The sequence below is a fragment of the Ochrobactrum sp. PL_is501 genome, from assembly GCF_055816895.1.
This window is the reverse complement of sequence record NZ_JBVPGR010000035.1, coordinates 247,218-261,146: the sequence shown is the minus strand read 5'-3', so window position 1 is coordinate 261,146 and position 13,929 is coordinate 247,218. Positions and strand designations below refer to the sequence as shown.

Here is a 13,929-nt window from a genome sequence, read left to right as displayed (position 1 = left end):
AGGTCCTACTCCGTGCGGATACGCGGATCGACAAGGCCGTAGGCGATGTCCACGAGAAGATTGACGCCGATGATCAGCATGGAAAGAATTGCGATGGTGGCCTGCAGAACCGGATAATCGCGCCCTGCCACAGCGTCAAAGGCAAGCGTACCCATGCCCGGCCAGTTGAAAACTCGCTCTACCACCACGATACCGCCGAGCAGACCACCGAACTGAAGGCCGAGATAGGTGATCAGCGGAATAGCGCAATTGCGCAGGGCGTGCTTGTAGAGAACCTTGTTTTCACTGAGCCCCTTGGCGCGCGCCACCATGATATATTGCGATTGCAGCGTCTCCAGCATCGCCGTGCGCACAAGACGAACATTCGTTGCGGTCAGGATGATGCCCATGGTGAGCGCTGGCATGATGAAGCTCGCGATGCCGCCCATGCCGCTCGGTGGCAGCCATTGCAGCGAGATGCCGAACAGCAACACCAGCATGGTCGCCAGCCAGAAATTCGGAAACGAAAGGCCCACCAGCGAGCAGATGCGGATCAATTGATCGGCCCATTTGCCGCGCGACACGGCTGCCTTGATCCCAAGCGGAACCGAAATCACGATGGAAACGAACAGAGAAGCGAAAGCCAGCATCAGCGTGGCAGGCAAAGCGCCAGCCACCAGCGTCGATACGGGCGTGCCGCCGAGGAAACTGCGCCCCAGATCCATCGTGAACAGCCCTTTCAGGAACTGCCAGTACTGAACGAAGAACGGCTGGTTGAGACCGAGGCCTTCGCGGATGCGTGCAAGATCGGCTTCGGTGATACTGCCCGCGCCTTGCGTCAACATCAAAGCCGGATCGCCCGTAAGGCGGACCGCGAAAGCGACAAGCAGCGTCATCGCGACAAGCACGAACAACGCCTGCAAAACTCGTTTGATCAGAAATCCGGCCACCAGTGCGCCTCCGAAATGCTGCGGCAAGCCGGACATATCCGGCTTGCCGTATTGTCATTCTTGCTTACTCGACGGTGACGTCCGTCAGACGCAGACGGCTATCGGGAACCGGCACGAAATTTTTCACGCGCTTGTTGACGCCGAAGATCGCCTTGAGATTGTAGAGCGGCATTTCCAGTGCGCGACCGGCAGCGTAATGCGCGATTTCCTGCAGGAGCTTTTCGCGCTCGCCGCGATCAAGCACCGAACGCTGCGCTTCCAGCATCTTGTCGAGCTTTTCATCCTTGTCGTAAGGATTCCACTTTTCGCCGGAATGATACATCGAATAGGCAGTGTTATCGTAGTCGAAGGTCCAGCCGCCCCAGGACTGCTGGAACATGGCGCCTGTCTTGCCTTGCGGGATGATATCGTTCAGCAGAACATTGGTATCGTAAGGCTTGATGGTTGCGTTGATACCAACCATTTGCAGGAAGCTTGCGACAGCCTGTGCCACTTCATTGAAACTTGCGTCCTGCCCACGCACATCAATCTGCACGGTTGCACCGGGTTGAACGCCCGCTTCTTCGAGGAGCTTCTTCGCCCCTTCCGGATCGTAAGGCAGCGGCTTCATATTCGGATCGAAGCCGAAGGATAGCGAGCCTTGAAAGCTGGCGATCGCTTCCGCCTGACCCGCCAGAATGGACTGGATGATCGCATCGCGATCCACAGCCATAATCAGCGCCTTGCGCACGCGTTCGTCCTTGGTGATGCCGTCAGCCGTATTGAAACGCAAGGCATAAACCGTCGGCCCCGAGGCGGTGACGAGCTCCAGCTTTGGATCGCCCTGGATAGTCGGGATCATGCCGATCGGAATGGTCGGCGGAATGACCAGATCGACGCGACCGGCCTGAAGTTCGGCAACAGCGGTCGAAGGCTCGGTTATGAAGCGATATTCGAGTTCTGAAAGCTTCGGCGCGCCACCCCAGTGGTCCGCGAACGCCTCAAGCTTGATGTTTACCTTCGGCTCATAGGAAACGAACTTGAACGGCCCGGTACCCACCGGATGCATATTGAAATAATCGTCGCCCTTTTCCTGAATGTATTTCGGCGGAACGATCATACCGCCATAGCCGGCAAGCTTTGTAATCAGAACCGGATCAGGCGCTTTCAGATGAAAATCGACGGTCTTGCCATCGATGACTTCCACCTTTTCGATTGCAATATAGTTTGAACGTTGAGGACCTTTCGCGCCTTCATCACCGAGCAGACGCTCAAAGGTGAACTTGACGGCTTCCGCATCGAAAGGCTCCCCATTGTGGAACTTGACGTTCTCACGCAGATGGAAGCGAATGCGCTTGCCCTCGTCCAGCTCTTCCCATGAAGTGGCGAGTGCCGGGACAATCTTGAGATCAGGGCCGCGATAAACAAGACCGTCGAAAATGTTGGTGCCAACCGAAGCCCAGTTGACGAGGAACGTGTCAATCGGGTCCCAGCTGCCGGGGTCCTGCGGCGACGAAATGGTCAGCTTTCCAGCAGCAAAAGCTGGGGCAGATGCAAGCACAGCCGCCGACAGAGCGGAAGCCATGAGAACGGCTTTAAAAGTTTTTCTTATCATTGTTTTCCCCTTTGGGTTTCGTTGAACTTTTATGGTTCAGGCGGTTTCAGCTACAAAATGTCCGGCTGCGACCTCACGGTGGCCATAGATCGTCGGCTTGTCATCGATCCGGCGTGTGGTACTTGGAATTTCCCCCTCCAGTGCAGGCCGTTTGGTCCGTGCAGTGGGGTCAGCAATTGGCACAGCCGACAGAAGCCGCTTCGTGTAAGAGTGTGATGGGGTTTCAAAAACCTGCTGGCGCGAGCCAAGCTCCATGATCTGACCGAGATAGAGCACCGCGACGCGATGGCTCATCTTTTCCACCACTGCCATGTCATGGCTGATGAACAGATAGGCCAGATCGTGCTCTTTCTGAAGATCCATGAACAGGTTGATAACTTGTGCCTGAATGGAGACATCCAGCGCTGACAGAGCTTCATCGGCGATAATGAGCTTCGGCTTGGAAGCGAGCGCACGCGCAATGCAGACCCGCTGGCGCTGACCGCCTGAAAATTCGTGCGGATAACGCTTGGCATGTTCCGGGCTAAGACCGACACGTTCCAGCAATTCTGCAACGCGCGCATTGATCGCCTTGTCGTTATCGAGAAGGCCATGCGTACGGATCGGTTCTGCAATGGAAAAGCCAACCGTCTTGCGCGGATCGAGCGATGCAAACGGGTCCTGAAAGATATATTGGACTTCGCGACGCATGGCGTAGCGTTCGGCAGCGCTCATGGCCGAATAGGCCTTGCCGTTGAAGCGAATATCGCCGGAAAGCGGCGTTTGCAATTGCTGGATAGTGCGGCCGATGGTTGACTTGCCCGAGCCGGATTCACCGACCAGTGCCAGGGTTTCACCCGGGTAAATATCGAAGGCAACCTTCGACACCGCATTGCAGACATGCGTGACCTTGCCGAACAGGTTCTTCTTGATTGGAAAGCGCACATAGAGATCATCCACGGACAGCAATGGCTTGCTATCATAGCGCGCAGTATCCTGAATGCGCTCCTCACCTGCCAAAACCGGCAGGCCATCACGCATGGTCATGACTGGCATTCGCTTGGGAAAGGCTTCTCCCGTCATACTGCCAAGTTTCGGCACCGCTGACAGCAATGTCTTGGTATAGGCATGTTCCGGCTTGGAAAAAATCTGCCCGACCGGCCCTTCCTCTACCTTCTTGCCCTTCCACATGACAACGACATCGTCAGCCATTTCCGCCACCACACCCATATCATGCGTGATGAAAATAACCGCCATTTCAAGCTCTTGCTGCAACTCTCTGATAATGTGCAGTATCTGGGCCTGAATGGTTACATCGAGAGCGGTCGTTGGCTCATCGGCGATCAGGAGTTTGGGACGGCAGGCAAGCGCCATAGCGATCATAACACGCTGACGCATACCGCCAGAAAGCTGGTGCGGATAACGCTTCAGTAGTCCTTCCGCATCCGGCAGCCGCACCATTTCGAGAAGCCGCTTCCCTTCGGCAAGTGCCGCCTGCTGGGTCATGCCTTCATGCAGCATCAGCACTTCGGATATCTGGTTGCCGATGGTGAACACCGGATTGAGCGAAGTCATCGGCTCCTGGAAGATCATGGCGATCTCCTTGCCGCGAATATTTCGCATCGTCTTTTGATCGGCTTTCAGCAGATCGCGCTCACCAAACAGAATACGACCGGACGGAAACTTTGCACCGCTCATATCGGCGAGCCGCATGATGGAAAGCGACGTGATGGACTTGCCTGAACCGGATTCCCCCACCACGGCCAGCGTGCGCCCCGGATGGACCGAGAAACTCAAATCGTCAACGACGCGGCTCGCGCCAAATTCGACGCTGAGGCCATCGACGGTCAGCAGGGGTTTTGAAACTCGCTCGCTCAACTCGGTTCCGCTCAAACTTCCAACCCTCTTAAAGTGTGATGGCAGACCGCGTGGCCTGATTGAACGCGCCGGACATGAAACGCAAAAGCGCTGCCACCTCCGAAAGCGTTTCTTCTGATGGGCGCGCATTGGCCGTCGATGCAACCAGAAGGCGTTCGCGAATCTGCGCGTAGCGCGCGCAGGCATCCGCGCCCCTGGCGGTGATCTTCACCGTCTTTTCCTTTGCCGCCTTGCCGGTCGTCAGCAAGCCCGCATTTTCAAGCTTGCGGATGGCATAGGTGGCAATATGCGTGTCCTCAATGTCGAGAACGAGACAGATATCGGCAAGCTTCTTCTCCCGATCACGATGGCGGATCGAATGGAGAATCAAAACTTCAATGGGAGAAAGCCCCGGCAACCCTGCCGCAGCCATACAGCGCACCATCCAGCGCGAAAAAGCATGCGAAGCAAGAATGAGGCCATATTCAACCTCGGACATGCCGGGCGAGCCGCCTTCGGCAAGGTGAGCGGAGGAAACGATGGGGCCTATTGAGGCAACCGGACGCAAATGCTGCGGCAGCGTGACTTCATCGAAGCCTGCCTCCTGCATGTCGTCTCCGGTCTTGAGCTCTTCCTCAAAAGCCTTGTCTTTACCCATTTAGGCGCTCCCGCTTTTATGTGAATTTTATGTCATCATCTTATCGACATTTTGTCAATAAAATGTGACTATCAATTTCAGAAGTGTTTTCAGAATACACAACTCAATGCATCTGGATTATTGTGTGAGGGAGCCAGCGATGAGCGGAACGGGACGCGGAGTATGGGACTTCTGGATCGACCGCGGCGGCACATTTACCGACGTCATCGGGCGCGATCCCGACGGACAGCTCCATGCCCGCAAGGTTCTGTCGGAAAACCCCTCTGCCTATAAGGACGCAGCCGTTCACGGCATTCGCCTGCATCTTGGCCTGAAGACCGGCGAACCGGTTCCGGCCGGTGTCATCGGTGAAGTGCGCATGGGGACAACCGTGGCCACCAATGCGCTTCTGGAGCGTAAGGGCGAACGGCTAGCGCTCGTCACGACCAAGGGTTTTCGCGACGCGCTCAAGATCGGCTATCAGGAACGCAAGAACATCTTTGCGACCGAGATCATCAAGCCGGAAGCGCTCTATGACCGGGTGGTCGAACTGGACGAGCGCATTCGCGCCGATGGCACGGTGGAAGTAGTGCTCGACCTTGCAGAAGCAGAAGCAGCGCTTCGCGACCTGAAGGATGCGGGTTATCAGTCCATCGCTATTGCTCTCATGCATGCTTACAAGTTTCCGGCGCATGAGGCTGAAATCGCTCGCATTGCACGCGACATGGGCTTTGAGCAGGTTTCGGTCAGCCACGAGGTTTCGCCGCTGATCAAACTGGTCGGGCGCGGCGACACCACGGTCGTCGATGCCTATCTGTCGCCGGTTCTGCGCCGCTATGTGGCACAGGTTTCCAATGAACTGGACGTGGAGCGCACCGGCGCGCGCGTGATGTTCATGATGTCATCGGGTGGCCTGACCGCCGCCGACCTGTTTCAGGGCAAGGACGCCATTTTGTCCGGCCCGGCGGGCGGCGTAGTCGGCCTTGCCCGCACTGGTGAAACAGCCGGTTTTCCACAAATCATCGGCTTCGACATGGGCGGCACATCCACCGATGTCGCCCATTTCGACGGCGAATATGAACGCGCCTTTGAAACCGAAGTTGCGGGCGTGCGCGTGCGCGCGCCGATGATGCTGATCCATACGGTGGCCGCTGGCGGCGGCTCGATCCTGCATTACGATGCCGGACGTTTTCGCGTCGGCCCGGATTCGGCTGGCGCCAATCCCGGCCCGGCCTGCTATCGCAACGGCGGACCACTTGCCGTCACAGACGCCAATGTCATGCTTGGCAAGCTTATGCCGGAGTTCTTCCCAGCCATATTCGGCCCTGGACAGGACAAGCCTCTGGACGTGGAGCGCGTGCGCGCACTGTTCACCGATCTTGCCAGTGAAATCGGTGACGGTCGCTCGCCGGAAGCCGTCGCGGACGGCTTTATCCGCATCGCAGTCGCCAATATGGTCGAGGCGATCAAGAAAATTTCCGTCCAGCGCGGCTATGACGTGACGCGCTATGCGCTCAATTGTTTCGGCGGTGCAGGCGGCCAACATGCTTGCCTCGTGGCCGATGCGCTCGGCATGAAAAACATTCTCCTGCATCCCATGTCCGGCCTTCTGTCCGCCTATGGCATGGGACTTGCCGATATTCGCGCCACACGCCAAAAAGCGCTGGGTGTGCCGCTGGACGAAAACGCGCCTGCGGCCCTGAAGACGCTTGGTGAAGAACTGGCGCAAGACTGCGTGGCCGAGCTTGGCGCGCAGGGCATCGAGGCCGACGCCGTGAAGCGCCACCTGCGCGCCCATATTCGCTATGCGGGCACCGATACGGTGCTCTCCATTGAAGCCACCTTCCCCGCGCCGGATAATGCAGTTCGTCTGCGCGCCGAATTCGAGGCCGCGCACAAGCGCCGCTTTGGCTTCATCGCCGAAAACAAGGCGCTCGTTATCGATGCTGTGGAAGTGGAAGCAGTCGGCGGCGGCGCAAGCGAGATCGAAAGCGCCCTGTCGCTGGACAGCGACAGGGAAGCCACAGCCGCAAAGCACACGCGTTTCTTCTCGCAAGGAGAATTCCGCGATGCAGGCGTAGTACTGCGCGAAGACATGCAGCGCGGCCAGACGGTGACAGGCCCCGCGATCATCATCGAGAAGAATCAGACCATTATCATCGAAGACGGCTGGCAGGCGCGGCTGACCGAACACAACCATGTCGTGCTGACCCGTATCAAGGCGCTCCCTGCCCGCACAGCCATCGGCACCGAAGCCGACCCGGTAATGCTGGAAATCTTCAACAATCTGTTCATGTCGATTGCCGAACAGATGGGCGTGACGCTTCAGAACACGGCCTATTCGGTCAACATCAAGGAACGCCTCGACTTTTCCTGCGCGGTCTTCGACGCCGAGGGCAATCTGGTCGCCAATGCGCCCCATATGCCAGTGCATCTGGGTTCCATGGATGCTTCCGTCGCCACCGCCATTCGCGAAAACAAGGTGATTAAGCCGGGCGATGTGTTCCTTATCAATGCGCCTTACAATGGCGGCACGCATCTGCCGGATCTGACCGTTTGCACGCCGGTCTTTGACGAAGACAACCGCGAGATCCGTTTCTGGGTCGCAAGCCGCGGCCACCATGCCGATATTGGCGGCATCGCGCCCGGTTCCATGTCACCGCTTGCGGTCAATATCGAGCAGGAAGGCGTCTATATCGACAATTTCAAGCTGGTCGATCAGGGCACATTCCGCGAGGACGCGCTGGCCGCGCTCCTCACTGGTGCGACATATCCCGTCCGCAATCTGACGCAGAACGTCAACGATCTGAAGGCGCAGATCGCCGCCAATGAAAAGGGCGTGGCGGAACTGAAAAAGATGATCGCGCTCTTCGGCGAGGATGTCGTGAAGGCCTATATGGGCCATGTGCAGGACAATGCCGCCGAAAGCGTGCGCCGGGTGCTCGACAAGCTGCCGGACGGTCAATTTACCTATGAAATGGATCAGGGCTGCCGGATTGCGGTCAGCGTGACCATCGACCGGAACAAGCGCGAAGCGACGGTCGATTTCACCGGCACGTCAGAGCAGCGCCCCGATAATTTCAATGCGCCGGAACCCGTCACCCGCGCAGCCGTGCTCTATGTCTTCCGCGTGTTGGTGGAAGGCGATATTCCGATGAATGCCGGTTGCCTGCGTCCGATCCGCATCGTCGTGCCGGAAGGCTCGATGTTGTCGCCGCGCTATCCGGCGGCGGTCGTCGCGGGCAATGTCGAGGTCAGTCAGGCGGTCACCAACTGTCTATTTGGCGCCACTAAAGCCATGGCGGCGGCACAGGGCACCATGAACAACCTGACCTTCGGCAATGACGAATATCAATATTATGAAACCATCTGTTCCGGCGCGCCTGCCGGGCCGGGTTTCCACGGCGCGGAAGCGGTGCATACCCATATGACCAATTCCCGTCTCACCGACCCGGAAATCCTCGAAACCCGCTTCCCCGTGTTGCTGGAAGATTTTCATATCCGGGAAGGTTCGGGCGGTAAGGGCAAGTTTCATGCGGGCAACGGCACAAAGCGCACAATCCGCGCTCTGGAAAAGCTCGAATTCGCCATTCTTTCCGGCCATCGCCGTGTGCATCCATTCGGGCTTGAAGGCGGCGAAGCCGGGGAAACCGGTCGCAACGAAGTGCGCCGTACGGATGGTTCGGTCGATATCCTGAAGGGCTGCGACCAGACCGTTCTGGAAGCCGGTGAAGCCTTCACCGTCGTCACGCCGACTGGCGGCGGCTACGGCAAGCCCGAATAATCGTTCCTATCTGAAAGCAAAGCGCCGCCAGCAACACTCTGGCGGCGCTTTGCGTTCGACTGGAACAAATCTGCTAAGTCCATCTCGTCAATGAGCGAATGCTATTTCCACTCTTCCGACCGCTTCCGGAAAGTGTTAGAATTATTCACCCAAATTCGGGAAATAATTAGGACGAGTTCCTAATAATTGAGCCTGAACGGTCGTTTTAAACGCATCTTTAGAATTAAATTTCTGCGATCAATAGAACATCAACCAGTTCACGGATACCGAAAATGAAATTCGCTCAGATCATAGCTACCGCAGGCCTCATTCAGACAGCTCTCTTCACCGGCGCAATGGCTGGAGAAAATCTCGACGCGATTAAGTCGGCGGGCGTTCTGAAGATTGGTACCGAAGGCACATATGCGCCTTTCACCTATCACGACAAGGACAATAAGCTCGTCGGCTTCGACGTGGAAATCGGTGAAGCTGTCGCCGCCAAGCTCGGCGTCAAGCCGGAATTCGTCGAAGGCAAGTGGGACGGTCTGATCGCCGGTCTCGACGTCAACCGTTATGATGCTGTTATCAATCAGGTCGGCATCACCGAAGAACGCAAGAAGAAATTCAACTTCTCCAATCCCTATATTGTTTCCAAGGTCGTTTTGATCGTCGGCGACAAGAACGATACGATCAAAGATTTTGCAGACCTTAAGGGCAAGAAGTCAGCACAGTCGCTCACCAGCAATTATGGCAAGCTCGCCAAGGAAGCTGGCGCAGAACTCGTAGCTACCGATGGTTTTGACCAGTCGATCCAGCTCGTTCTGACAGGCCGCGCTGACGCAACGCTCAACGACAGCCTGTCCTTCCTCGACTTCAAAAAACACCAGCCGAAGGCTCCGGTAAAGATTGTGGCGGAGAAGGAAAACGCTGACGCTTCAGGCATCATCGTTCGCAAGGGTGACGATGATCTCGTTGCAGCCATCAACAAGGCTCTGGATGAAATCAAGGCCGATGGCACCTACGACAAAATTGCCCAGAAATATTTCGGTCAGGACGTTTCCAAGTAAGCGTCGTCTCAGGCTCATGCAGCGAAGCCGGAAACCAGTTCCGGCTTCGTTTTATTGTGATCATAAAAAACTATTCCCAAGACATGAATGTCAGACTGTATAAGATAACGCCGCGCAGGTTCATCCGCGCAAGTTCATTTCAGTCTGATCTTTTGCTTTGTTGAGGAGCCGAAAAAGTGCCCGATTGGCTTCAACTGATGGCGGAATCCCTGCCTACTCTTTTGTGGGCAGGCTTGATTTTCACCATCCCGCTCACCCTTTTGTCCTTTACTTTCGGCCTCACATTGGGACTCCTGACTGCGCTCGTGCGGCTGTTCGCCCCGCTTTGGCTTTCGTCTGTTGCGCGCTTCTATGTCTGGATATTCCGCGGCACACCTTTGCTCGTACAGCTGTTCGTGATCTTTTACGGACTGCCGAGCGCAGGCATTTATCTTGATGCATTTCCCGCAGCGGTGATTGGCTTCACACTCAGTGTCGGTGCTTATAGCTCAGAAATCATCCGGGCTGTGATATCCGCCGTCCCCAAAGGCCAATGGGAAGCTGCATACTCTATCGGCATGAGTTGGAGACAGGCTCTCGCGCGCACCATTCTGCCACAGGCGACCCGGACGGCCGTGCCGCCACTTTCCAATTCCTTCATTTCACTGGTGAAGGACACGTCGCTTGCTGCGGCTATCACCGTGCCGGAGCTTTTCCAATCCGCACAGCGTATCGTCGCAACCACTTATGAGCCTCTCATCCTCTATATCGAAGCGGCCCTGATTTATCTGGTGATGAGTTCCGTTCTGTCGGCGCTGCAAGTGCGGCTTGAAAAGCGCTTCGGACGCTATGGCGGTACGCTGGAGACAAACGCATGATTGAGCTGCAACATATCGTAAAGCGTTTTGATGACGCAGTTATTCTCAACGATATCAACGTTGCGATTGCGGAGGGTACGGTAACGGCCCTGGTAGGCCCGTCCGGCGGCGGCAAGAGCACATTGCTGCGCTGCATAAACCTACTTGAGATTCCGACTTCGGGCACTCTTGTTCTGGGAGGGCAGAGCATCAGCTTTGAGCCGGATCGTAAGCCGAGCTGGCAAGCAATCCAGTCAATCCGCCGCCAGACAGGCATGGTATTTCAGAACTTCCAGCTTTTCCCGCACCAGACAGCGATCCAGAACGTGATGGAAGGTCTTGTTACGGTCCTGAATTGGCCAAAGGACAAGGCAAAAGAACGTGCGATGGAACTGCTCACAAAGGTGGGAATGGCGCATAAGGCCGATGCCTGGCCCTCAACTCTGTCCGGTGGGCAGCAGCAGCGCATCGCCATCGCACGTGCACTGGCACCATCACCGCGCGTCCTGTTGTGCGACGAGCCTACCTCAGCACTTGATCCCGAGCTTGCATCCGAAGTGGTTGATGTTCTGAGCAAGCTGGCCAAGGAGGGCACAACCATGGTGATCGCCACACATGATCTAAGGCTCGCCTCCAAGATTGCAAAGAACGTGGTCTTTCTCGAGTCAGGCAATATCGTGGAAACAGGCGCTGCGAATGAGATTTTCTCGCGCCCTGCGCACGAGCGCACCAAACAATTCGTTGCGACGATCAACGCCGCTCATACTTACGACATATAAGCCTTAAACATATAGACCCGTAAGGGCTTTCGCCACCAGCGAAAGCCCTCGGCACGCCGTTGGCTCAAATTTCGTACGTGCGTTCAAAATTTTCCGGCGGCTCCCGACAGCCTGCCCCTTGGTAAAACAGAAAACCACTGTTACATTATGCACAACGTAGAAATTGAAGCGCCTTGCTTGCGTCCTCATCGGTTCGCGCGGCGCCATAAGGACAAGAACCTTGAAGAACCCCGACGAGCGCACCGCCGAAATGGTGCATCAAGGGGCGTCCGGCGGACAATCGGGCAATTCGCAGGCCCGGAGTCCGTCCGATAACGGTAAGCGCAGACCGCGCAAAAAAGCCGTTACAGATATCGGTAATGCCCGTAGTGCATCCGATTCAGGACGCTCGAAATCACAGGACGAGGCCGAAAGTGCAGGCCCGCAGAGCCAGCGCAAACGTGCGCGTCGGCGTCGGCGTGGCAAATCTGTATCTGGTATTGAAGCTGCTGCCCAACAGCCAACCAGGATTGAAGCAGATAACAGCCAGCAACGGCCATCCGGTAAAATCTCGAATCGCCGTCGGCGTGCCCGCAAGAAAAAGCAGGCGCGGCAGCAAAGCGGACAGCCTTTGATTGCCGAAGCAGCGGTCAAGGCTCCGCATAATCCCGTGCGCACCGATCATCAGCATGCTTTGACACAGGGCAAACGGAAGAGCGGCAACAGCCAAACTCTCCGGATTGCCAATGGTTCGCATCCTGAAAAGGCTGATGCTCCGCTTTATGCGGCTTTGGACCTAGGAACCAACAATTGCCGACTGTTGGTGGCTTCGCCAACCAGACCGGGCCAGTTCCGCGTTGTGGATGCCTTTTCGCGCATCGTACGACTGGGCGAAGGATTAAGCGCTACAGGCCGGCTCAGCGACAATGCGATGAACCGCGCCGTCGAAGCGTTGAAAATCTGCCGCGACAAGCTGGCAGGCAAGAAAATCAGGCGATCGAGATTGATTGCGACCGAGGCCTGTCGTTCAGCTTCCAATGGCGAGGAGTTTCTGGCGCGGGTTCGTGCAGAAACCGGACTGGAACTCGAAATTGTGGATCGCCAGACAGAGGCCAGGCTGGCCGTCTCAGGCTGCGGCACGCTCGTTACCCGTGAGACCGATGCCGTCGTGTTGTTCGATATTGGCGGCGGCTCGTCTGAAATCGCGCTGATTGATGTTTCCCGCCGTAGATCCCCTCGGCTTGCAGAACACATCATGGCCTGGACGTCCCTTCCGGTCGGTGTCGTGACATTGGCGGAACGGTTTGGGGGGCGCAATGTCACACAGGAAAGTTTTCAGTCCATGGTATCGCATGTGACTGATCTGCTCGCGCAATTTGCCGAACGCCAGTGCCTCGGGAATTTGACCGCCAGCCCCCGCTTCCACCTGTTAGGTACATCCGGCACGGTGACCACGCTGGCAGGAATTCATCTCGGTCTTGACCGCTATGACCGGCGTCGGGTCGATGGTATGTGGATGGGCGCCGAAGACGTGACCCAGATGACCAACCGTCTTCTGTCATGGGATTTTGAAGCTCGCGTAGCCAACCCGTGCATTGGTGCGGATCGTGCCGATCTGGTATTGGCAGGCTGTGCTATTCTCGACGCGATACGCCAGGTATGGCCAAGCGAAAAACTACTCGTTGCCGACCGTGGTCTGCGTGAAGGCATTTTGACCGAACTGATGTCGCGCGATGGCGCATGGAGACACAATCGCGCAACAGGCGCTAGAAACAGGCACTGATAATGAGCAAGGCAGGCGGAAACAAGGGCGGAGTGAAGACTGGTGGTCGCGGTGGCGCTGGCTCCAGCAATCTGCAGGTGCGCGTGAAGAAAAAGGCCGGCACAATCAAGGAATCGTCGCGCCGCTGGCTGGAACGTCACCTGAACGATCCCTATGTGCACAAATCAAAAGCGGATGGCTATCGCTCGCGCGCAGCCTACAAGCTCATTGAAATCAATGATCGCTATAACCTGCTCAAAAAAGGGCAGAAGATCATCGATCTTGGTGCTGCGCCAGGCGGCTGGTCGCAGATCGCGGCCAAAATCGTCGGTTCCACGGATGAGAACCCACACGTCGTCGGCATCGACTATCTTCACGTCGATCCGCTGCCCGGCGTTGTCTTGCTGGAAATGGACTTTCTCGACGATGAAGCGCCAAAAAAACTAATGGATGCGCTCGGCGACAAGCCCGATCTCGTCATTTCCGACATGGCTGCGCCGACCACCGGTCACCGCAGGACTGATCACCTGCGTACCGTGCATCTTTGCGAAGTCGCTGCTGATTTTGCCATCTCGGTTCTGAAGCCCGGCGGACATTTTCTTACCAAGACTTTTCAGGGCGGCACGGAAAACGAACTTCTGGCGTTGCTAAAGCAGAAATTCCGCTCCGTGCATCACGTAAAGCCTCCGGCGTCCCGCGCCGAATCCGTCGAGCTTTACCTGCTCGCTCGAGATTTCAAAGGCTGAG

Annotated in this window: 10 protein-coding genes; 6 read left to right on the top strand and 4 right to left on the bottom strand. The window is 56.7% G+C overall.

Going from position 1 to position 13,929, the window contains the following annotated elements:
• Positions 1–5: 5 nt before the first annotated feature.
• The 4 genes from AC0TOF_RS12545 to AC0TOF_RS12530 form a co-directional block, all read right to left on the bottom strand.
• Entirely contained in the window at positions 6–929 is a 924-nt protein-coding gene (locus AC0TOF_RS12545; RefSeq protein WP_122002253.1) for an ABC transporter permease, read from the bottom strand.
• A 64-nt stretch (positions 930–993) separates the two neighbouring features.
• Positions 994–2,523 carry an ABC transporter substrate-binding protein gene (locus AC0TOF_RS12540; RefSeq protein ID WP_122001884.1) on the bottom strand — a complete coding sequence of 510 codons (1,530 nt, stop codon included), beginning with the start codon at positions 2,521–2,523 and terminating at the stop codon, positions 994–996.
• Between the two features lie 36 nt (positions 2,524–2,559).
• A complete protein-coding gene (locus AC0TOF_RS12535; protein WP_473768486.1) occupies positions 2,560–4,395 on the bottom strand; it encodes an ABC transporter ATP-binding protein in 1,836 nt (611 codons plus the stop codon).
• 13 nt (positions 4,396–4,408) lie between these two features.
• Entirely contained in the window at positions 4,409–5,017 is a 609-nt protein-coding gene (locus AC0TOF_RS12530) for a winged helix DNA-binding protein (protein WP_473768485.1), read from the bottom strand.
• Positions 5,018–5,156: 139 nt separating this feature from the next.
• Between AC0TOF_RS12530 and AC0TOF_RS12525 the strand changes: the two genes are divergently transcribed.
• The 6 genes from AC0TOF_RS12525 (at position 5,157) to AC0TOF_RS12500 (ending at position 13,928) form a co-directional block, all read left to right on the top strand.
• On the top strand, positions 5,157–8,780 hold the full coding sequence (locus AC0TOF_RS12525; RefSeq protein WP_473768484.1) for a hydantoinase B/oxoprolinase family protein: 3,624 nt from the start codon (positions 5,157–5,159) through the stop codon (positions 8,778–8,780).
• Between the two features lie 272 nt (positions 8,781–9,052).
• A complete protein-coding gene (locus AC0TOF_RS12520; RefSeq protein ID WP_122001887.1) occupies positions 9,053–9,826 on the top strand; it encodes an amino acid ABC transporter substrate-binding protein in 774 nt (257 codons plus the stop codon).
• A 176-nt stretch (positions 9,827–10,002) separates the two neighbouring features.
• Positions 10,003–10,683: an amino acid ABC transporter permease gene (locus AC0TOF_RS12515; RefSeq protein ID WP_122001888.1), complete on the top strand. Its 681-nt coding sequence runs from the start codon at positions 10,003–10,005 to the stop codon at positions 10,681–10,683.
• Complete coding sequence (locus AC0TOF_RS12510) at positions 10,680–11,441, top strand: amino acid ABC transporter ATP-binding protein (RefSeq protein ID WP_473768483.1); 762 nt, start codon at positions 10,680–10,682, stop codon at positions 11,439–11,441. Before AC0TOF_RS12515 ends, AC0TOF_RS12510 begins: the two co-directional genes overlap by 4 nt.
• 220 nt (positions 11,442–11,661) lie before the next feature.
• On the top strand, positions 11,662–13,203 hold the full coding sequence (locus tag AC0TOF_RS12505; protein ID WP_473768482.1) for a Ppx/GppA phosphatase family protein: 1,542 nt from the start codon (positions 11,662–11,664) through the stop codon (positions 13,201–13,203).
• Between the two features lie 2 nt (positions 13,204–13,205).
• Positions 13,206–13,928: an RlmE family RNA methyltransferase gene (locus tag AC0TOF_RS12500; protein ID WP_122001890.1), complete on the top strand. Its 723-nt coding sequence runs from the start codon at positions 13,206–13,208 to the stop codon at positions 13,926–13,928.
• The last annotated feature ends 1 nt before the right edge of the window (position 13,929 follow it).